Source organism: Alphaproteobacteria bacterium, from assembly GCA_037200005.1.
Lineage (GTDB): Bacteria > Pseudomonadota > Alphaproteobacteria > UBA9219 > RFNS01 > JBBCGY01.
On sequence record JBBCGY010000001.1, the window covers coordinates 333,598 to 354,428 of the forward strand.

At 62.2% G+C, this 20,831-nt stretch carries 21 protein-coding genes and 1 other RNA gene; 11 read left to right on the top strand and 11 right to left on the bottom strand.

The window, feature by feature from the left end:
- Positions 1–15: 15 nt before the first annotated feature.
- The 4 genes from WDO70_01730 to pgi are packed head-to-tail and all read left to right on the top strand — an operon-like array spanning position 16 to position 4,904.
- Positions 16–561 (top strand): DUF3035 domain-containing protein, encoded by a 546-nt coding sequence (locus tag WDO70_01730; GenBank protein ID MEJ0061942.1) that lies wholly within the window; start codon positions 16–18, stop codon positions 559–561.
- The gene (locus WDO70_01735) at positions 546–1,943 is read left to right on the top strand and encodes a pitrilysin family protein (protein ID MEJ0061943.1); all 1,398 of its coding nucleotides are present in this window, start codon (positions 546–548) and stop codon (positions 1,941–1,943) included. Before WDO70_01730 ends, WDO70_01735 begins: the two co-directional genes overlap by 16 nt.
- Positions 1,940–3,274, top strand: a complete 1,335-nt coding sequence (locus WDO70_01740) for a pitrilysin family protein (protein ID MEJ0061944.1) — start codon at positions 1,940–1,942, stop codon at positions 3,272–3,274. Before WDO70_01735 ends, WDO70_01740 begins: the two co-directional genes overlap by 4 nt.
- 10 nt (positions 3,275–3,284) lie before the next feature.
- Positions 3,285–4,904: a glucose-6-phosphate isomerase gene (gene pgi / locus WDO70_01745; protein ID MEJ0061945.1), complete on the top strand. Its 1,620-nt coding sequence runs from the start codon at positions 3,285–3,287 to the stop codon at positions 4,902–4,904.
- Between the two features lie 11 nt (positions 4,905–4,915).
- On the opposite strand, the gene WDO70_01750 is transcribed toward pgi, so the two are convergent.
- The 4 genes from WDO70_01750 to WDO70_01765 form a co-directional block, all read right to left on the bottom strand.
- The gene (locus tag WDO70_01750) at positions 4,916–5,743 is read right to left on the bottom strand and encodes a DotI/IcmL family type IV secretion protein (protein MEJ0061946.1); all 828 of its coding nucleotides are present in this window, start codon (positions 5,741–5,743) and stop codon (positions 4,916–4,918) included.
- Positions 5,744–5,745: 2 nt separating this feature from the next.
- A complete protein-coding gene (locus WDO70_01755) occupies positions 5,746–6,387 on the bottom strand; it encodes a DotI/IcmL/TraM family protein (protein MEJ0061947.1) in 642 nt (213 codons plus the stop codon).
- Between the two features lie 26 nt (positions 6,388–6,413).
- The gene (locus WDO70_01760; protein ID MEJ0061948.1) at positions 6,414–6,881 is read right to left on the bottom strand and encodes a hypothetical protein; all 468 of its coding nucleotides are present in this window, start codon (positions 6,879–6,881) and stop codon (positions 6,414–6,416) included.
- Positions 6,882–7,037: 156 nt separating this feature from the next.
- Positions 7,038–7,406: a DUF1036 domain-containing protein gene (locus tag WDO70_01765; protein ID MEJ0061949.1), complete on the bottom strand. Its 369-nt coding sequence runs from the start codon at positions 7,404–7,406 to the stop codon at positions 7,038–7,040.
- 143 nt (positions 7,407–7,549) lie between these two features.
- Between WDO70_01765 and acnA the strand changes: the two genes are divergently transcribed.
- The 3 genes from acnA (at position 7,550) to WDO70_01780 (ending at position 11,899) form a co-directional block, all read left to right on the top strand.
- Positions 7,550–10,252: an aconitate hydratase AcnA gene (gene acnA / locus WDO70_01770; protein ID MEJ0061950.1), complete on the top strand. Its 2,703-nt coding sequence runs from the start codon at positions 7,550–7,552 to the stop codon at positions 10,250–10,252.
- 3 nt (positions 10,253–10,255) lie between these two features.
- On the top strand, positions 10,256–11,137 hold the full coding sequence (locus WDO70_01775) for an AAA family ATPase (protein MEJ0061951.1): 882 nt from the start codon (positions 10,256–10,258) through the stop codon (positions 11,135–11,137).
- Positions 11,138–11,287: 150 nt separating this feature from the next.
- Positions 11,288–11,899, top strand: a complete 612-nt coding sequence (locus tag WDO70_01780) for a type 4 pilus major pilin (protein ID MEJ0061952.1) — start codon at positions 11,288–11,290, stop codon at positions 11,897–11,899.
- A 114-nt stretch (positions 11,900–12,013) separates the two neighbouring features.
- On the opposite strand, the gene gap is transcribed toward WDO70_01780, so the two are convergent.
- From gap to tkt, 3 genes are read right to left on the bottom strand one after another with little or no spacing between them, the layout of a single operon-like run.
- The gene (gene gap, locus WDO70_01785) at positions 12,014–13,024 is read right to left on the bottom strand and encodes a type I glyceraldehyde-3-phosphate dehydrogenase (protein MEJ0061953.1); all 1,011 of its coding nucleotides are present in this window, start codon (positions 13,022–13,024) and stop codon (positions 12,014–12,016) included.
- A 20-nt stretch (positions 13,025–13,044) separates the two neighbouring features.
- On the bottom strand, positions 13,045–13,497 hold the full coding sequence (locus WDO70_01790) for a GNAT family N-acetyltransferase (protein ID MEJ0061954.1): 453 nt from the start codon (positions 13,495–13,497) through the stop codon (positions 13,045–13,047).
- A 7-nt stretch (positions 13,498–13,504) separates the two neighbouring features.
- Positions 13,505–15,505 (bottom strand): transketolase, encoded by a 2,001-nt coding sequence (gene tkt / locus WDO70_01795; protein MEJ0061955.1) that lies wholly within the window; start codon positions 15,503–15,505, stop codon positions 13,505–13,507.
- A gap of 180 nt (positions 15,506–15,685) precedes the next feature.
- Here tkt and WDO70_01800 point away from each other — a divergent pair, with 180 nt between their 5' ends.
- The 4 genes from WDO70_01800 (at position 15,686) to WDO70_01815 (ending at position 17,433) form a co-directional block, all read left to right on the top strand.
- Positions 15,686–15,910 (top strand): hypothetical protein, encoded by a 225-nt coding sequence (locus WDO70_01800; GenBank protein MEJ0061956.1) that lies wholly within the window; start codon positions 15,686–15,688, stop codon positions 15,908–15,910.
- A 135-nt stretch (positions 15,911–16,045) separates the two neighbouring features.
- Positions 16,046–16,354, top strand: coding sequence for a cell division protein ZapA (locus WDO70_01805; protein MEJ0061957.1), 309 nt, complete (start codon positions 16,046–16,048; stop codon positions 16,352–16,354).
- Between the two features lie 210 nt (positions 16,355–16,564).
- Positions 16,565–16,723: non-coding RNA, 6S RNA (gene ssrS, locus WDO70_01810), on the top strand.
- A 50-nt stretch (positions 16,724–16,773) separates the two neighbouring features.
- Positions 16,774–17,433 (top strand): 5-formyltetrahydrofolate cyclo-ligase, encoded by a 660-nt coding sequence (locus WDO70_01815; protein MEJ0061958.1) that lies wholly within the window; start codon positions 16,774–16,776, stop codon positions 17,431–17,433.
- Here WDO70_01815 and WDO70_01820 read toward each other — a convergent pair.
- From WDO70_01820 to def, 4 genes are all read right to left on the bottom strand, one after another.
- Complete coding sequence (locus WDO70_01820) at positions 17,430–18,551, bottom strand: hypothetical protein (GenBank protein MEJ0061959.1); 1,122 nt, start codon at positions 18,549–18,551, stop codon at positions 17,430–17,432. The two genes, WDO70_01815 and WDO70_01820, sit on opposite strands and share 4 nt — an antisense overlap.
- A 71-nt stretch (positions 18,552–18,622) precedes the next feature.
- Positions 18,623–19,363, bottom strand: a complete 741-nt coding sequence (truA, locus tag WDO70_01825; GenBank protein MEJ0061960.1) for a tRNA pseudouridine(38-40) synthase TruA — start codon at positions 19,361–19,363, stop codon at positions 18,623–18,625.
- The gene (gene fmt / locus WDO70_01830) at positions 19,356–20,261 is read right to left on the bottom strand and encodes a methionyl-tRNA formyltransferase (protein ID MEJ0061961.1); all 906 of its coding nucleotides are present in this window, start codon (positions 20,259–20,261) and stop codon (positions 19,356–19,358) included. The genes truA and fmt overlap by 8 nt, the downstream gene beginning before the upstream one ends.
- Before the next feature lie 32 nt (positions 20,262–20,293).
- On the bottom strand, positions 20,294–20,821 hold the full coding sequence (gene def / locus WDO70_01835; GenBank protein MEJ0061962.1) for a peptide deformylase: 528 nt from the start codon (positions 20,819–20,821) through the stop codon (positions 20,294–20,296).
- Positions 20,822–20,831: the final 10 nt, after the last annotated feature.

The window sequence follows — 20,831 nt, forward strand, 5'->3', positions numbered from 1 at the left end:
TTTGAGGAAAAATATATGCGCCACAAGTTTCTGCCGCTTTTGCTGCTGCCACTGCTTCTCTCCGCTTGCGGCGAGACGCGCGAAGTGTTCGGCCTCGGCCGCGTGACCCCGGACGAGTTCGCGGTCGTGGACCGCCCGCCGCTCGCCATCCCCCCCGATTTCAAGCTGCGTCCGCCCGCGCCCGGCGCGGCGCGTCCGCAGGAACTGACGCCGGCCCAGCGCGCGGCTCAGGCCACGTTCGGCACCGCTGCCGCAGCGCCGCCCGCCGCCGGCGCCAAGGACAATGCCGAGAAAGATCTGCTCGCGAAGGCCGGCGCCGACAAGGCCGCGCCCGATATCCGCCGCACCGTCGATCAGGAAGCCTCGCAGCGCGTCAGCACCAGCCGCCATCTGGCGGATGATTTGCTGTGGTGGCGCAAGGACAAGGCGGACACATCGGCCACCGTCAATGCCGACGCCGAAGCGAAGCGCGTGCGCGACAATCAGGCCAAGGGCAAGCCCGCCAATGAAGGCGCGACGCCGATCATCGAGCGCCGGAAGTCGGGATGGCTGGGACTGTGAAGGGCGCCCTCATCACGGCGCTGGCGTTGCTGATCGCCCTTCCCGCCCCCGCCCAAGCCAAGGTTTTCAATCCCGTCAGTTTTACGCTCGACAATGGCATGGAAGTCGTGGTGGTGCCCAATCACCGCGCGCCGGTGGTGCATCACATGCTGTGGTTCAAAGTCGGCGCGGCGGATGAGGAGCCGGGAAAATCCGGCCTCGCGCATTATCTCGAGCATCTGTTATTCAAGGGAACGCCTTCCATGGCGGCGGGCGCGTACAGCAAGGTCATCGCCGCGGCGGGCGGGCACGACAATGCCTTCACTTCCAACGATTATACCGGCTATTACGCCACCGTTCCCGCCGAGTTTCTGCCGAAGCTGATGGCGATGGAAGCCGACCGGATGCAGAATCTCGCGCTGACCGATGAGGCGGCGCGGCCCGAGCTCAGCGTCGTGCTGGCGGAACGGCGGCAGCGCACCGACGACGATCCGCAAGGCCGGTTTCAGGAAAAAATGATGGCGGCGGTTTATGGCGGGCACGCCTATGGCCGCCCCGTCATCGGCTGGCGCAAGGAGGTGGAGAAAATGAATTTCCGCACCGCCGCCGAATTCTATCATCGCTGGTATCATCCCAATAACGCCGTGCTGGTCATCAGCGGCGACGTCACGCCCGAGCGCGTCAAGGAGCTTGCCGCCGAGACTTACGATCTGGTGCCGTCGCAAGAATTGCCGCCGCGCTTCGATCCGGACGCGGGGCTGAAGCCGCGCCAGAAGCCCGGCTCGGTCACGGTCAAGGATCCCGACGTGCAGCAGCCCGTTCTGCAGCGGATTTATGTCGCGCCGTCATACCGCACCGCGCATGAGCGCGAGGCCTATGCGCTCGAAGTGCTGGCCGAGATTCTCGACGGCGGCGAGGTCGGCAGGCTCTACCGTTCGCTTGCCGTGCGGCAAAAACTGGCGGTCGGAACCGGCGCCGATTATCATCCCGACGCGCGCGGGCCGGGGCAATTCACCTTCGGCGTCTCGCTGCGTCCGGGGGCGAATCCCTCCAAGGTCGCGGCGGCGCTGGATAGCTTGTTGCGCGATGTCGTTCAAAAAGGCGTGACGCCAGAGGAAACCGCCCAGGCCGTCAAGAGGCTGACGCGGCAGGCGATTTTCGCCCGCGACCATCTCACCGCGCCGGGGCGCTCTTTCGGCCAGACTCTGGCGACGGGCGGGACGATCAAGGATGTCGAGAATTGGCCGGAACATATAGAATCGGTGACGGCCGAAGATATCAATGAGGCGGCGCGCAAACTGTTCGGCGGCAAGGATTACGTGACCGGCTTTCTGCTGCCGACCGGCGGCAAGCGCGGCGCGAAGCCGGCTGCCGTCAAGCCGCCGCAGGAGGAGATACGGTGAAAAAATTCCTCCTCGCGGCAATCTTGCTGGTTTTTTCTTCGCTGCCCGCCGCCGCGCTGCCGGTCGAGACGGTGACGTCGGATTCGGGCATCGAGGCGTGGCTGGTGCAGGACAGGAGCGTTCCGGTCGTCAGCATCGCTTTCGCCTTCAGGGGCGGCGTCGAGCAAGACCCCGTGAAACGGCAGGGTTTGAGCGCGCTGCTGGCCGAGCTTATGACGGCGGGGGCGGCCGGGCGCGATGCCGCGCAATTTCAGCAGGCGCTGGCCGATCACGGCATCCGGTTCGGCTTCAGCGCCGAGCGCGACGCCGTATCGGGATCGGTCAAGGCGCTGCGCGAAGACATGGACATGGCGGCGGAACTCGCCCATGACGCGCTGACCGCGCCGCGTTTCGACGCGGCGGATATCGAGCGCATCAAGCAGGAGCATATCACGGTGGTTTCGTCGCGCCTTGCCGATCCGGAATGGCAGGCGCGGCGGACGATGTTCGGCGCGCTGTTCCCCGGCCATCCTTACGCGCTGCGTTCCTACGGAACCAAGGCCAGCATCGCCGCCGCGACCACGGAGGATTTGCAGCAGGAGCGCAAGCGCCGCTTCGCCCGCGGCAATCTGCTGGTGACCGCCGTTGGCGACATCACGCCGCATGAACTTAATGTCTGGCTGGACAAGGTTTTCGGCGACCTGCCGGCGGAGGCGGATCTGCGCCCGGTGGCGGATATCGAGGCGCCGCCGCGCGGGATCACGATCCATGTGCCGCATGAAGGCGGGCAGTCGGTCCTTCTGTTCGCCGCGCCCGGCATCAAGCGCGACGATCCCGACTGGCACGCGGCGGCGATCCTGGATTATATTCTCGGCGGCGGCGGTTTTTCCTCGCGCCTGATGAATGAGGTGCGCGACAAGCGCGGCCTGACCTACGGCATCGGCGCGTCGCTGGCGGCCATGGATCATGCCGGGATCATGCTCGGCCAGGCGCTCACCGCGAATGCCAAAGCCGGTGAAGCCTGGAAGGTGACGCGGAACGTCTGGGCCAAGACCTGGCAGGAGGGCGTGACCGAAGCCGAGCTTGCCGATGCGAAGAGCTATCTGATCGGCGCGCTGCCGACCGGCTTTACCTCCACCGACGCGATCGCCGCCGTCTTGCTGAATTTGCGGCAGGAGCATTTGCCCGCCGATTATCTCGACGATCGCGAAGACCTGCTGGCCGCCGTCACCCGCGAGGATATCGCGCGCGCGGCGAAACGTCTGCTCGATCCGGCGCGGCTTACCTTGGTCGTCGTCGGCAAAGCGGCGGGAATCAAGGCGGACAAGGAAGAAAAATTTGTCAAGGAATGAGGAACGAGACATGACCAAGCTCACCCAATCGCCGGCCTGGAGAAAATTGCAGACGGAAAAAGAGCGGCTTGGCGCGACGCCGCTGAAGGAGCTGTTCACGCAGGATGGCGCGCGCTTCGCCCGTTTGCAGACCGGCATCGGCGGCCTGCTGATGGATTATTCCAAACAGTGGGTGGACGAGGACGCGGTCAAGGCGCTATGCGGCCTCGCCGCGCAGCAGGGCCTGACCGGCTGGCGCGCCCGGATGCTGGCGGGCGAGACGATCAATCATACCGAAGGCCGCGCCGTCCTGCACACCGCCTTGCGCCGCGATTTCGCCCAGCCCTTGATGCTCGGCGGCCATGACGCGATGCAGGACGTGCGCGCGGTTCACGAGCGCATGGCGAAGACCGTCGAGGCCGTGCGCGGCGGGGCCTGGAAGGGCGCTACCGGAAAAACCATCACCGACATCGTCAATATCGGCATCGGCGGCTCCGATCTCGGGCCGCGCATGGTCGTCGCGGCGCTGCAGGATTACAAGGCTTTGCCGCGCGCGCATTTCGCCGCCAACGCCGACGCCGACGAATTGCAGCGCGTCTTCGCCGCCTGCGATCCGGAAACGACTTTATTCGTCGTGGTGTCGAAGACCTTCACCACGCAGGAAACGATGCTGAACGCGGTCACGGCGCGGCGCTGGATCATTGAGAAATTTGGGGAGAAGCTAGGCGAGGCGGCGGTCGGCAAGCACATGCTGGCGGTTTCCACCAATCTCAAGGCTACGGCGGGCTTTGGCCTGCCGGATGAGAATGTGTTCGGCTTCTGGGACTGGGTCGGTGGGCGCTATAGCCTGTGGTCCGCCGTCGGCATGTCGATTGCCCTTGCGCTCGGCATGGACCGGTTCGACGCGCTGCGCGCGGGAGCGGCGGCCATGGATCGCCACTTCGCCGAGGCGCCGCTCGAGAAAAATCTTCCCGTTCTTATGGGGCTTGTCGGCGTCTGGAACCGTAATTTCCTCGGTTGCGCCGCGCTGGCGGTCTTGCCTTACGCCGAGCGGCTGCGGCATTTCCCCGGTTTCTTGCAGCAGCTTGAAATGGAGAGCAACGGCAAGTCGGTGGATCGGGACGGCGGCGCACTGGACTACGCCACCAGCCCGGTGATTTTCGGATCGAGCGGCACGGTCGGCCAGCACAGTTTTTATCAGATGCTGCATCAGGGAACCGATGTCATTCCCGCGGACTTCATCGGCGTCCGGAATAACGAATTCGATTTCCCCGAGCAGCAGGACGTCATGCACGCGCATCTTCTGGCGCAAGGCGAGGCGCTGTTGCGCGGAAGAAGCGCCCAGGAACTCGCCTCGGCGACCCCCGACCCCGCGCTGGTGCCGCATCGCGTCGCGCCCGGCAACCGGCCCAGCACGACGCTGCTGCTCGACCGGCTGGACGCTTTTCATCTCGGCCTGCTGACCGCGCTTTACGAGCATAAGGTTTTCGTCCAGAGCGTGGTCTGGAACATCAACGCTTTCGATCAGTGGGGCGTCGAACTCGGCAAGCAAATGGCGGGCAGCCTGCTCGAAGATTTGCGCAGCGACGCGCCGCCCAGGCCGCGCGACGGCTCGACCAACGGCCTCTTGAAGCTGATCAGAAAAAAGTAACCGGCTGCCGGTTACCGCGCCGTCCAGGTTTTGATGGCGATGCCGTAGGGGTTGTCCAGCGTGGAAACGCGCACCAGGGTCAACATGACAATGGTCCGTGAATTGACGCCTTTGTTGTTATTGGTCGAGTACCGCAAAATCACCGGCACCTGAACCTTCCATTCATATTCCTGGGTCTCTTCATTGATGCCTTCCGACGCCATGACCGGGGGTTCCGCGGGCGCGGCGGTCAGCACGAGCTGCCTCTCCTTGAATTTGTTGATCGTATCCGCTTGAGCCAGCGCGGCGACATATAAACCCCAGCTTTCCGGCAGGAAGCGGTCGGCGAACATCGAGATTCGCTGATTATAATTGGCGAAATTATACGTCATGAGCTCGGTGACGGTGGTCGTCGACCAGGAAAGAATCGCCGCCGTGGTCAGGTTGGGCAGGGGCAGCGGATCGAGCAGTTTCTCGTTGCCGATGGGCTCGCCGATGCGCCGGACGTAATAGATTTGCGTCGGCTGCAAAAGCGGCGCGGCGACAAGAAATCCCACCGAAAGAATGATGACGATATAGCCCTGAACCCTGATTCGCATGACAAGTCCGCGATGGCGCTTGTCTTCTTGTTCCGGATTGGGAAGGGGTTTCTCGCCGGGAGGATCATCGGTAAGAAAAGGGAATAGATTGATTTTCTTTTTGACGGGCTTTGCCGACGCGGTCGCGCCTCCGGGCGCCGCCGCGGCCTGAATGGCGGCGTTCGCCGCGTTCGCCGAATTCGAATCCGATGTCTTGGCCGCGACTTTGGCCTTAGCTTCGGCGCCGACCTTCGGCTTGGGTTTGGGTTTCAGGAAAGCCATAATTACTGCACGACATTGCTGGTATCGATCAGGAATTGCTCGAACCCGACACCCTTCGGATGCTGAAGCGTCGAAACGCGGCTGATCGTCACGCGCAGGACGCCCTTGATCGACTGCGGCGCTTGCTGCCCCTTGAAGCTCAAGGTCACGGGCATTTGCAGCATCCAGGTATAGACCCCGTTGAGATCGCCTTTCTTGAGGATTTCGGGCGCCGCGTCGATGGTAAGCTCCGACACCATCTTGCGCTCTTCGATCAATTCCAGAATCCGGGCGTCCTTAAGCGCCTTGGAGAAAGTTTCCCATCCTTTGGGCGTGAAGTTGAAAGCGACGTCCTGCAGCCGCTGCCGGTAGTCGTGATAGCTCAGGCTTAAAACGCGCTTCGAGGTATCCGCCATCCAGGCGATGAGGCTGCCGTCGGTGATGAAGGGCTCGTTGAGCGGGACGATATTGATGATGCGCCCGTCGGCGGTCGTGGCGAAAAATACGTGCTCGACCTTGGAAGTCAGGGCCATCGTGACCACGCCCGCGACAAGAATGAAAATCGAGATCATCTGGATGAGGCTGATCCTGAGCATCAGGCGATAGCCGTCGCGATAGAAATTATTGCGGCTCAGGATGGTATGGACGGCGTCTTTCATGGTCATGGCGGCGGCACCTTAACTAGATGGAACTAGATGGGGAAATCGAGATCGGGCAGTCGCGATCCGGCGAGATAATCGTTGGAGTCCTTGCAGTTCGCGCAAATCCGGTTGTGGACGCCCAGGGATGGAAACTTGGTCATGCACATCAGGCAAATCCGCTCGACCGTGGTTCGCGACGGGTCGGGAGCGGAATCTTTCGGCGCGGCGGGCGGGCGAGGCAATGCCTGTTTGAGCGGTGGCGGCGACGGAGGCAGGAAGCTGCGTCTTCCCGTCGGCTTGCGGCCGGGCGCGAATCGCCGCGGCAGGCCCAGCCGGGCCGCGCGCGTCATAATCGCCGCCACCGAGCGCCCAAGCTTTTCCGCGATATGGGACGGCGATTCGCCGACAAGCCAGGATTGGCGCAATATTTCGTCCTGATCGCTCCAGGACGCCAGAACGGCCGCGACGGAATCCCCCGATACGGAAGGGGTAAGATTGGATTTGACATCGTTGGGCACGATCAGAAAGCTCCGCGCCTAAAGGGGAAAAGGCCATATTAATCAGTCGAGTGGCAAGGATTCACCACAGCGTGCGTGTTTTGCATAGTTCACTGTTAACCATGAAGCGTCAAATTTTTATTAAAGCAGACCCTTATTCATTAAAAAGCACACCCTCTATTCATTAAAATCGAGCGTGAACTGGCGGCGTTCGCCGATATCGATTTGCGCGAAATTCCGGCTGGCATGGCCCCGTTCAGTGCAGCGGCCGTCCCCCTCGATGGCAAAAGAACTCGTATCGGTGCAAAAGGGGTATTTTCCGCTCCAGATGCGAAGCGGGTGGTCGGTGCTGCGGGCGTAATAGTAATAAAATCTATGGGTTAGGGGCTCGGCGCGTATTTTCATGCATTGCTGGGACTGAATGATCCACCAGCCTTCGCTCTGCCAGTGCCCCTTATGGCGATAAGCGAACGCGGTTTGGATCGTCTGCGACGTGCGGTTGCAGAATGTGAACGCGGCATGGGCGGAGCATGGCCAGGCGGTCACGGACAGAAAAATTATGAGCAAGCTGCGAAACATAACCGTTCATCTGGCGGAGAGTTAACGTCTTGGCAAGGAAAACTCATTAATCGTCATGATAATCGCTCCGTTGATCCTCCCGCCCTTCCGGCCTCAAGGAATCATCCGCCATGTCCATTGCCACCGGCCACGATAGCCTGGAAACCCGCCGCAGTCTGCAGGCGGGGGGAAAAAGCTACGATTATTTCAGCCTCGCGGCGGCGGCGGAGAAAATCGGCGATATCGGGCGGCTGCCTTTTTCGCTGAAAGTCCTGCTCGAAAACCTGCTGCGCTTCGAAGACGGCAGGTCGGTCAAGGCGGACGATATCCGCGCGCTGAAAACCTGGCTCGACACGAAAACCAGCGATACCGAGGTCGATTACCGCCCGGCCCGCGTGCTGATGCAGGATTTCACCGGCGTTCCCGCCGTGGTCGATCTCGCCGCCATGCGCGAAAAGGCGATCCGGATGGGCGGCGATCCGGCGCGGGTCAACCCGCTTTGCAATGTCGATCTGGTGATCGATCATTCGGTGATGGTGGATAATTTCGGCTCGCCCGATTCCGCGACGCTGAATGTCGAGCGCGAGTTCGAGCGCAACGGCGAGCGCTACGCATTCCTGCGCTGGGGGCAGAAGGCGTTCGATAATTTCCGCGTCGTGCCGCCCGGCACCGGAATCTGCCATCAGGTCAATCTTGAATATCTCGCGCAGGTTGTCTGGACGGATACCGACCAGACCGGCAAAACCGTCGCCTATCCCGACACGCTGGTCGGCACCGACAGCCATACGACGATGGTCAACGGCCTTGCGGTTCTCGGCTGGGGCGTCGGCGGCATCGAAGCCGAAGCGGCGATGCTCGGCCAGCCGGTCACGATGCTGATCCCCGAAGTCGTCGGCTTCAAGCTCACCGGGCGGCTGCCCGAAGGCGCGACCGCGACCGATCTGGTGCTGACCGTCACGCAGATGCTGCGCAAGCACGGCGTGGTCAATAAATTCGTCGAATTTTTCGGCTCCGGCCTCGACGGCATGACGCTCGCCGACCGGGCGACCATCGCCAATATGGCGCCGGAATACGGCGCGACCTGCGGCATCTTTCCCATCGACGCCGAAACCATCAATTATCTGCGCTTCACCGGCCGCGATGAAGACAGGATCGCGCTGGTCGAGGCCTATGCCAAAGCGCAGGGCATGTGGCGCGACGCGACCACGCCGGAGCCGGTCTTCACCAGCACGCTTGAGCTTGATCTCGGCCAGGTGCAGCCCTCGCTCGCCGGGCCGCGCCGTCCGCAGGATCGCGTGCCGCTGGCCAAGGCGGCGGCGGAATTCATCAAGGAACTGCCGAGCTTCAAAGTGACCGCTCCCGACGCCAAGGTCGCGGTCGAAGGCGCGAATTACGAGCTTAAGCATGGCGACGTGGTCATTGCCGCCATCACCTCATGCACCAACACGTCGAACCCGAGCGTGATGGTTGCCGCTGGACTCGTGGCGCGCAAGGCGCGCGAGAAGGGATTAACCTCCAAGCCCTGGGTCAAGACTTCGCTCGCGCCCGGCAGCCAGGTGGTCACCGATTATCTCGCCAAGGCGGGCCTCGACAAGGATCTGGACGCCGTCGGGTTCAGCCTGGTCGGCTATGGCTGCACCACCTGCATCGGCAATTCGGGGCCGCTATCCGCGCCTATCGCCGCCGCCGTCGAAAAAGGCGATCTGGTCGCCGCCGCCGTTTTATCCGGCAACCGCAATTTCGAGGGCCGCATCAATCCGCATTGCAAGGCCAACTATCTGGCTTCGCCGCCGCTGGTGGTCGCCTATGCCATCGCCGGAAACATGACCATCGATCTCTCTACGGAATCGCTCGGCACTGGCAAGGACGGCAAGCCGGTCTATCTGCGCGATATCTGGCCGACCAGCCGCGAGATCGCCGATATGGTCGGCATCGCGCTGACTCCGGCGATGTTCCGCAGCCGCTACGCCGATGTCTTCACCGGGCCGGAACAATGGCAAAAGGTGAAAACCGCCATCGGCCAGACCTATAAATGGGAAGACGAATCGACCTATGTCCGGCTGCCGCCTATTTTCGACGATATGGGCAAAGACCCGGCGCCGCTTACGGAAATCAAAGGCGCGCGCCTGCTGGCCCTGTTCGGCGATTCGATCACGACCGACCATATTTCTCCGGCGGGCGACATCAAGAAATCGGGGCCGGCGGGAAAATATCTGATCGATCATCATGTCGAGCCGGGCGATTTCAACTCCTACGGCGCGCGGCGCGGCAATCATGAAGTGATGATGCGCGGCACGTTCGCCAACATCCGCATCCGCAACGAAATGCTGGCCAAGGATGGCGTGGTTCCCGAAGGCGGCAACACGCGATATATTCCGTCGGGCGAAATCATGCCGATTTACGACGCCGCCATGCGCTATCAGGCCGAAAACATGCCGCTCGTCATCATTGCGGGCAAGGAATACGGCACCGGCTCGAGCCGCGACTGGGCGGCCAAGGGCACGCGTCTGCTCGGCGTGCGCGCGGTGATCGCCGAAAGCTTCGAGCGCATTCACCGCTCGAATCTGGTCGGGATGGGCGTGCTGCCGCTCGAATTCGCGGGCGGCATGACTCGCGCCGATCTCAAGCTCACCGGCGAGGAGACATTCGATATCATAGGCTTTACCGGCGCGCTCAAGCCGCGCATGGACATCAAGCTGACGATCAGGCGGCCGGGCGGCGGCGAGGACACGGTGACGCTGCTGTGCCGCATCGATACCATGAACGAAGTCGATTATTTCCGCCACGGCGGCGTGTTGCATTACGTGCTCCGCCAGCTGGTGAAAACGGCGTGACGCATGACCGCTCCGCAATTTAAAATCAGCGACGAGGAATTGAGCGGCCTCATTTACCGCTATACCCGCGACATCACCGCGCAGGACAAGGCGGGCAAGTTCGATCCGGTCACCGGCCGCGACGACGAAGTGGACGGGATGGTGCTCGTGCTGCTGCAGCGCCTGCGCAAGAACGTGCTGCTGCTCGGCGGCGCGGGCGTCGGAAAAACCGCGTGCTTCATCGCGCTGACGCAGCTCATCAATGCCGGCAAGGTGCCGAAACTGCTGCAGGATGCGCAGGTCATCGAGCTTGAAATGTCGATGATCGGCGCGGGCAGCGCCTCGCGCGCCGATCTCGAAGGCAGGCTGATTCCCATCGTCAAGGGCGTCGCCGAGCGCAACGCCGTCAAAAACCGCCCGCCGATCATCTTCTGCATCGACGAAATCCACCAGCTGATGATCGGCTTCAAGCAGGCGGCGAGCTCGGGCGTCATCGATCTGATGAAGCCCTATCTGACGGCGGGCGATTTGTATGTCGTCGGCGCGACCACGCGCGAGGAATATGAGGATTACGTCAAGACCGATCCCGCCATCGACCGCCGTTTCCAGAAAATCATGCTCGACGTGCCGGACGTGAAGACGACATTCAATATCCTGCTCAAGCTCAAGGGCAATTTCGAGAAGCATTACGACATCACCGTCAGCGAGCAGGCCTGCGAGCGCATCGTGCGCCTGACGGATCGCTTTCTGCGCAACCGGAACAATCCCGACAAATCGATCCTGTGCCTCGATCAGGCCTGCGCCCGCGCGGTCAAGGACGGCGACGGCAAGACGCTCGATTTCGGCTCGATCAATGCCGCCGTCGCCCGCGACGCCGGCGTCGATCCGGCCGCGCTGGATAAATGACCGCTTTTCGCATGATTTTTATGAAAAATCCTGCGACCGGAAAATCTTTCAAAACTCGTTCTATTGTTGATTGAATTTACTTCGCGTTAACGATTGCCGGTATAATCTGGCGTACCAATTCCATAATCCATCAAGGGGGATAATATGCGTATGACGTTGCAACGCCGTCGTTCGGCGAAAGGCTTCAACCTTATCGAAGCGGCGATTGTGCTTGGCATCGTCGGCCTCGTGGTCGGCGGCATCTGGGTCGCGGCGACTTCGGTTTACACCAATATGCGTGCCAAGAGGGCAACCGAACAATTGCTTTCGATCGCGCAGAATGTGCGGGCGCTGTATGCCACTTCGGCCACGACAGGTTTGGCGAACGCCGCAACGATGACCATAGCCCTGAAGCAGGCCAATATATTTCCGAACGATATGATCTTGGGCACTACAGTCAACGACATAGGCAATCCTTGGAGCGGCCGCGTCGCGGTCTATTCCCAGGCGCCGGGCGGTTCTCAGGGCGATGGCTTCGAGGTCGTGTTCAGCCAGGTGCCTTCGGCCGCATGCGCTGACTTTATCATCCGTAATACCGGTCAGGGTCGCGATGTGGCGTTGGCTGGTGTTGGCGTAGGCGCTTCTACTGCCACCGGAACGGAGCCTACAACGACCGCGACGAACTGGACGAGCTTCCCGCAGTTGGTGACGGACGTTACGACGGCATGTAACGCTACTGCCGCTACCAATGCCAATGTCAGTTTCCGGTTCCGGTTCAGATAAGACGAAGCGGATCGCATAACGACCAAGGGCGGGGATCACTCCCCGCCCTTTTTTTGCCCGCTGTTCGCGGCTCAATGCCGGGAAGCCGGGATTATTCCCTGGAAAGAAGGCGGCTTATCCCGCCTTCATCATCGCGATGGCGGTGTCGGCCATGCGGCTCGAGAAGCCCCATTCATTGTCGTACCACGACATCACGCGCACGAAAGTTCCGGCCATGACCTTGGTTTCGTTCAGCGCGAAGATCGAGGAACGCGGATCATGGTTGAAATCGGTCGAGACCAGCGGCGCGGTATAAGTGCCGAGGATGCCTTTGAGCGGGCCGCTCGCCGCCGCCGCGGTAATCGCCGCGTTGACCTCTTCCACCGTCGTCGCGCGCGAAGCGACGAATTTGAAATCCACCACCGAGACGTTGGGGCTCGGCACGCGCAGCGAGGTGCCGTCGAGCTTGCCCTTGAGCGCGGGCAGGACTTTTCCGACCGCCTTGGCCGCGCCGGTCGAGGTCGGGATGATGTTCAGCGCCGCCGCGCGGGCGCGGTGCAGGTCGCTATGCATCGTGTCGACCACGCGCTGGTCGCCGGTATAGGAATGGATCGTGGTCATGAAGCCGTGCTCGATGCCGATGGCATTGTGCAGCACATGCGCCACCGGCGCGAGGCAGTTGGTGGTGCATGAGGCGTTGGAGACGATGGTATGCGCGGCCTTCAGCTCGCCGTGATTGACGCCATAGACGACCGTGAGGTCTTCGCCGTCCGCCGGGGCGGAGATGAGGACTTTCTTCGCGCCCGCCGCCAGATGCTTGCCGGCGTCGTCGCGCTTGGTGAAGCGCCCGGAGCATTCCATCGCGATATCGATATTCAGGTCTTTCCAGGGCAGCTTGGCGGGATCGGCGATCTGCACCGCCAGGATTTTCTTGCCGCCGATCAGCAAATGGTCGGCTTCGGCCTTGACCTCGCCTTCATAGCGGCCATGCACCGAATCATATTTCAGCAGATGGGCGTTGGTGACGGTGTCGGCCAGATCGTTGATGGCGACGACTTCGATATCCGTGCGCCCGGATTCGAGCAAGGCCCGCAAGACCAGGCGGCCGATGCGGCCAAAACCGTTGATGGCGACGCGTACTGTCATTGTCTTATTCTCCTGTGGTGTTATGCGTTGAGCGTTCTGCCGAAGATCACCTGCTCGGCGTGAGTGGGAATGCCTGCCTTAAAGCCGAATTTCTCATAGAATGCGCGGCGGCGGTTCTCGGCGGATAAAAGCACCGTGCCCGGTTTGCCGTGAAATATTCCATCGGCGATATGGTTTAATACATGATCGATCATGGCCTTGCCAATACCCTGCCGCCGCCGGTCTTTCCTGACCGCGATCCACAGGATACTGGAGCAGTCGGGATAGGTGAAGCCGATGCCCATGGCGGCGGCGGTTCCGATCAAGTCCTTCCCGTCGACCGCGCCGAAGAAGGTCGGTCGGTAGGGATCGCTGGAGCCGATCAGCGCGAAATCGTCCTCGATCATCGTCCGGTGGTCTTCGCCGAAAGCGCCGACGATCAGCGCGACAGTCTCCGCCCGGTCGGGTTCGGACAAGATTCTGATGGGGAGCACCGTAATCCTATGATGCCAGCTTCTCCGCCGCCGCGACGACGGCGTCGGTCGTGATGCCGAATTGCTTGTAGAGTTCCGGGGCGGGGGCGGAAGCGCCGAAGCCCTTCATGCCGATGAAGACGCCTTCCGATCCCAGATAGCGCTCCCAGCCGAAACCGCCGGCGGCCTCGATGCCGATGCGCGGCGCTTGGCCGAGGACCTGCGCGCGATAAGCCGCGTCCTGCTCTTCGAACAATTCCCAGCAGGGCAGGGAAACCACGGCGGCGCGGATATTTTTGGTCTTCAGTTTGGCCTGCGCCTCGACGGCGAGATAAAGCTCGGAGCCGGTGGCGAGCAGCGTGACCTGCCGCGCGCCGTCCGCTTCGGCCAGCACATAGCCGCCGCGCGCCGAAAGATTCTCCGCCGCCGCACCGCGCAAGGTCGGCAGGGCCTGGCGCGTCAGGGTCATGACGCTCGGCGCGTGCTTGAGCGCCAGCGCCGCCGCCCAGCATTCCGCCGTCTCGATTCCGTCCGCCGGGCGGAAGACATAGAGATCGGGCACCGCCCGCAAGCCCGCGAGATGCTCGACCGGCTGATGCGTCGGCCCGTCTTCGCCGAGGCCGATGCTGTCGTGGGTCATCACGAAAACCGCGCGCTGTTTCATCAGCGCGGCGAGCCGGATCGACGGGCGGCAGTAATCGGCGAATTGCAGGAAGGTGCCGGAATAGGGAATGATGCCGCCATGCAGCGCCATGCCGTTCATCGCCGCCGCCATGCCGTGCTCGCGCACGCCATAATGGATGTAGCGCCCGGCATAATGGCTGGCCGCCGAGACGGAGCCGGTATTTTTCACCTGCGTATTGACCGAGCCGGTCAGATCGGCGGAGCCGCCGATCAGTTCCGGAACTTCCGGCAGCAGGACTTCGAGCGTATTGCCCGAGCATTGCCGCGTGGCGAGGCTGGGTTTCTCGGCGGCGATTTTGTCGATCAGCTTCTTGAGCGCGGCGGTGGCGGCGGCTGGGATGTCGCCGGACAGCGCGGCGTCGAAGGCGGCTCGTTTTTCGTGGGACTGATGGCGTTTGGCCCATGAATCATAGGCGGCCTGGCTGCGCTTGCCGAAACCGCGCCAGCTTTGCAGGACGGAATCCGGAATCGTGAAGGCTTCATGCGGCCAGGACAGTTTTTCCCGGGTTGCCGCCAGTTCCGCCGCTCCTAATGCCGAGCCGTGCGAATCCTTGGTCCCCGCCTTGGTGGGCGCGCCATAGCCGATGATGGTGCGGCACGCGATCAGGCTGGGACGGTCGGACGCCAGGGCTTTTTTCGTGGCTTCGGCGATGGCTTCGGGATCGTGGCCGTCGATGGCCTGAACCGCCCAGCCATAGGCGGTAAAGCGCATCAGCGTATCGTCGCTGAAAGAAAGGCTGGTCGGCCCGTCGATGGAAATCTCGTTATCGTCGTAATAGACGATCAGCCGGTTGAGCTTCAGATGGCCGGCGAGCGAGGCGGCCTCGTGGCTGATGCCTTCCATCAGATCGCCGTCGGAGGCGATCACATAGGTATGATGATCGACCAGCTCCGCGCCGAAACGCGCCGCCATGATGCGCTCGGCGAGCGCCATGCCGACGGCGTTGCCGAAACCCTGGCCCAGCGGCCCGGTGGTGGTTTCGATGCCGCATTCGAGGTCGTGTTCGGGATGGCCGGGGGTTTTGGAGCCTCCCTGGCGGAAATGCTTGATCTCGTCCAGGCTCATGGCCTCGTAGCCGGTCAGGTAATTGATGGCGTAAAGCAGCATCGAGCCGTGTCCCGCCGACAATACGAAGCGGTCGCGGTCGGGCCAGTGCGGGTCCGCCGGATTGAATTTCAGGAAACGCCCCCACAGCACGGAGGCCACGTCGGCCATGCCCATCGGCATGCCGGGATGGCCGGATTTGGCGGCTTCCACCGCGTCGGCGGCCAGAAAACGGATGGCGTTGGAGACATCGCGATGCGCGGTATCTGGCACGGAGGGGGATTTCAGGATGGCGGTCATGGATAAAAAATACCTTGCTGGAAAATCGACAGGGAAACCCAAAATGCCCTGCCCGCGCCGCCGCGTCAATTGTCCACTTGATGCCCTATGGGGGTTGTCATGCATGGGGATAAGTCACGGGACAATTGACGGCGCGCATTCTTCCCGGTTAGTCTGGCGAATCAGTCTCAAGAGGACGCCATGCAACGGCTGCAAACATCGCTTACAGTGCTCGACCGTCGGATCGCCGATCTCGAGCAGATGCTTGAGGTTCGCCAGGATAATTCCCGCCGCCAAGCACAGCAACAGACCGACGCGCTGAAGACCAGCCGCGCCCGCGAGGCCAATGCGCTGGCGCTGGCGCAGAAGATCGCCGCACGCCTCGATCAGGCCATCGAACGCGTCGAGCACGTTCTCAGAGATTAGAGCATTTTCCGAATAGATTGGCGGGTTTTTATTGCCAGAAAATGCTCTAAGTATTTGTTTAACGAGAAAATTTCGTTTAGGTCGGCGCTCTAAGGTCCGCCAACCTAAACGAAATTTGCTCTAACGGAGTCTGCCATGCCGAGAATCAACATTTCCCTTTATGGACGCGATTACCAGCTTGCCTGCGAGCCGGGCCAGGAACGCCGGGTGGCGCAGCTTGCCGCGCTGGTCGAGGAAAAAATGCGCGCGGTCGCGGCCCATGCCGGCAATACCACCGAGCCGAGGCTTTTCATGCTCGCCTGCATGATGATGGCCGACGAGCTGCTGGATTTGCGCGACGCGAAACATGGCATGCGGCTCGAGGAAGAAGACGAGCTTATGACCGCCATCGCCCAGATGCAGGAGCGCGTCGGGACCTTGGTTTCGGCGGCTGGTCGCGCCTAGAACCTATTCATAATCTTGTGATGCCGGGCTGCAAATGGAGCTTTTCCAAGCTTTCGATGCTCACCTATGTCGATAGGCTGCGCTCGAAAGCTTGGAAAACCCCCATTTTCGCCTCGGCCTGACAAGATTCTGAACAGGTTCGCAAGACATTTCCCTTACAATAAAACCCCCTTTTGCACCCGGATGCGAAATGCGCTAAACTTGACCTCGGAAAGGCTGCGCGGTTCGACCGGCAACCACAATCCCCGGGGCCGATAACGATACCTTCGGGAGCTGTCCCTGACCTCGACCGTGGTCTTGGTCATTACGGCGCCCACCTGCTGTTGCAGGTCGCGAGGGAGAGGACGCCACCGGCCAAGCGGCTTTTCCACCTTTCGGAAGCATAAATACGAATCACGAAATATGATCGCAGGGGACAAATGGCAGAAAAGGAAGAGCAGGAAACCGGCATTCTTCCGTCCTCTGACTCCCATTCCATGCCGTCCGATCTCCGCTCCCGCAAACGGCAATTGCGCGCCGAGGCGGAATTGCTGCGGCGGACCATCAAGGATAAAGCGGGCGACGCGGGACGGCGGACGGCATCGCTGTTGCTGGATACGGTGCGGAGCCGCTCCGGTTGGCCCGAAGGCGCGGTGGTCAGTTCCTATAGCCCGCGCGGCAGCGAGATGGATGTCGATGCGGTCGACCATGCTTTGATCGGCGCCGGGTTCGATCTCGCTTTGCCGGTGGTGCTCGGGCGCGGCCATCCTTTGGCCTTTCGGCGTTACCGGCCCGGCGACGCTTTGACCAAGGGCGTGCTGGACGTGATGGAGCCGCTGGCCTCCGCGCCGATCGTCGCGCCGCGCATCCTGCTGGTGCCGCTGCTGGCCTTCGACCGGCGGGGCAATCGCCTGGGCTATGGCGGCGGCTATTATGACCGCACCGTCGCGCTGTTCCGGCGCGAGGCCGCCATTCAGGCCATCGGCGTCGCGTTCGCGGAGCAGGAAATGGAAGATATTCCGGTCGGCGGCATGGACGCGCCGCTCGACTGGATCGTGACCGAGAAAGAGGCGCTGTTCTGCCGCGCTCTGGAAAGTTAAAGCGCGGGTCCCAGATTCAAATTGAGAAATTTGGTTCTCAGCGCGTCGCGCAACCCTTCGCGCTGCGGCTGCCATTGCTCGTCGAGGATATAGGGCGGCGGCGGCGCGGACTGGCCATAGGAAGCGATGGCAGCGGCGGGCAGGCACGCGGCGGGATTGGGCAAACGCGCGCCGCGCGCCGCTTCCAGCTTGAGCACCCTGCCGATCATCTTCTGCCGCGTCTCTTCGGACTGGCTCATAACGAAATTATCCATCTGCGGATAAGGCGCGCCCATATAATTCAGACTGCTGTCCGAGACTGGACTGGCGCAGCGTTTGGCGTCGCCCTGATAAATCAGTTTCGCCAGCATATACATGGCGGCGGAGTCGAGATTGAGCACGGCGCCATCCTCCGCGCGGCCTTGAGCGAGAAATTCGTCGCCCGCTTTATGGACGATAATGGAAAAGCGCCACGGGATTTCAGGATCGGCGTTGCCGCCCCTGATCTGCGCGTCGAACCAGTCGAGGATCAAGGATTTGTTCTCCAGCGATCCCGCCCGCGCCCAAAGCGCATCGGTATATTGGGAGAAGCCGCGCCGGTTTTGGGGCGCGTAGGCTTCGTATAAATCGTGGTTGACGCTTTCCTGGCTGAAAGATTCGACGGCGACCGCCGGAGCCTGGCTGCCATTCACACCGGGGTTTGGATCGGGCGGTGCGGTGATCGGCGGCACTGGACTTTGGAGTACTGGGCTTTGCGGCGCGACAAGCTCCGCCCATGATGGGGCTGCGGTCTGCGCCGATGATGATCCGGCGATTGGCGCGCCGCCCGCGACGGTATCGGAAAAGGCCTGAGGCTGTCCGGCGCTTCCTCCCGCATTCAAACCGGCGTCGGCGGGCGGCGCGGCATCGGCCGTGTCCGCGCCGCCGCCGCTGGCGGCTGGAATGGCGATGGAGCCGCTCGGCGCGGGATTGGCTGGCGCTGTCTGGCCCGGAACTGTCTGCCCCGGAGTTGTTTGACTGTGCGTGGCGTTTTCCCATTGCTGCCGCACGGCGGCCGTCACGTCGCCCGGCCTCGATGTTTGCGGCAAGAACTCATAGGCGGCACCACCCGCGCCCGCTAAAAGGGCGGTGGAAGCCAAGACATAATATCGTGTTTTCATCCGCGCAGTTTACCACCCGGAAATAGTTGCAGCCAACGAATAGCGGTTGATTAATATAAAGGCCCGAGAAAAAAAAGCCCGTGCGGCGGGGCGGTCAGGCCGCCCTGCGCGCGGTCGCAAGCCAGGAAAGCTTGGTTAAAATCGTCCAGGCTCCATCGCCCCAGGCCGACCGAGCTCAAGGTTCCGACCATATTGCGCACCTGGCGGTAAAGAAACGAGCGGGCGCGGGCGGTGATGACGATTTTCTCGCCGTCGCGTTCGACGCGAAGTTCATCAAGCGTTTTCAGCGGCGAATCCGCCTGGCAGCCCGCTGCGCGGAAGGTGGAGAAATCATGCTTGCCGATGAGCATGTCAGCCGCCTTCTGCATCATGTCCGCGTTGAGCGAGCCGGGGATATGCCAGGCATGGGCGCTCTCAAGAACCAGCGGCGCGCGGCGGCTGACGATATGATAGCGATAGGCGCGCGAGATGGCGCTGAAGCGGGCGTGAAAATCCAGATTCGCGATCAGCGCGTCCAGCACCACGGCGCGATGCGGGCGGATATGGAAATTGATCGCGTCGCGCACGGTGGCGGCACTCATATCGTCGCGGGCGAGGTCAAAATGCGCGACTTGCCCCCAAGCGTGAACGCCGGCGTCGGTACGTCCCGCCGCATGCAGCGTCGGGGTTTCGCCGCTGAAGGCGGTGATGGCGGCTTCCAGCGCGCCCTGCACGGTCATGGCGTTTTCCTGCCGCTGCCAGCCCGCGAACGCGCCGCCGTCATATTCGATGGTGAGTTTGTATCTAACCATTGTCGAACTTCGCGCCGGGCTTGAGCCGCAATCCGTTGATGAAATCCGCGCCGGAGACGGGAGCCTTGCCGGGACGCTGGACGGTGATGAGCCGCAGCGCATCCTTTCCGCAAGCGACGGCGGCATCGCCGAGCAAGGTTCCGGGCGCTGCATGCATGTCCGGCATGATCTCGGCGGCGAGAAGCTTGATGTTTTCATCGCCGAGCTTGAACCAGGTTCCCGGCCAGGGCTGGAATCCGCGAATTTGCCGTTCGATGGCGTCGGCGGGTTGCGACCAGTCGACCGCGCCCTCCTCTTTTTTCAGCTTGGCGGCGTAGGTGACGCCGCTTTCCGGCTGCGGCTCGGGGGTAATTTTTCCCGCCGCGTAAAGCGGCAATGTCTCGGCGATAAGCGCCGCGCCGAGGATGGCGAGCGCGTCATGCAGCGCCCCTGCCGTCATCGCGGGCGCGATCGGCAGCGCGCGATGGGACAGCATCGCGCCGGTATCGAGTCCCGCGTCCATCTTCATGATGGTGATCCCGCTTTCGGAATCGCCCGCGAGGATCGCGCGGTGGATCGGCGCCGCGCCGCGCCAGCGCGGCAGCAGCGAGGCATGGATGTTGACGCATCCCAAACGCGGCGCGTCGAGCATGGGTTGCGGCAGGATCAGGCCGTAGGCGGCGACCACGGCGCAGTCGATCCCTAGCCTGGCAAACTCATCCTGTTCCTGCGTGCCGCGCAGACTCCTTGGTGTCAGAACAGGAATCCCCTGCGCCTCCGCATACAAATGCACCGGCGATTTATGGATGTGATGCCCGCGCCCCGACGGTTTCGGCGGCTGGCTATAGACGGCGGCGATGGCGTGCCCGGCCTCATGCAGCGCGCGCAGCGCCGGAATGGCGAAATCGGGAGTGCCCATGAAGGCGAGACGGAGAGTCAATGTATCGGTTCCTAATCGTAGAACCCGCCGCCGTCCAAGGCTTTCTTGGCCTTTTCGACCTTGCGGATCATCATGTCGCGCTTCAGCGGCGAGAGATAGTCGAAAAACAGCACGCCGTTCAGATGGTCGATCTCATGCTGGATGCAGATGGCGAATAAATCCTCCGCCTCGATCTGCTGCGGCCTGTTGTCGCGGTCGAGAAAGCGCAGGCGGATTTTTTTCGGGCGGGTGATGTCGGCGAACTGGCCCGGAATGGAAAGGCAGCCTTCCTTGTGCGTATAGGTTTCCTCGGAATGCCAGAGGATTTCCGGATTCGCCATGCCGAGCGCGTTCTCGCGCTTGCCGCCGCCCGGATCGCAGACGATGACGCGCGACAGCACGCCGACCTGCGGCGCGCCGAGGCCCATCCCGTCGGCGGGATACATGGTGTCCGCCATGTCTTCCATCAGCTTGGCGACGGCTTTGTCGACGGCGGCGACGGGCTTCGCCATTTGGCGCAGCACGGGATCGGGAATGATGCGGATGGTGAGTATGGTCATGGGGCGATTA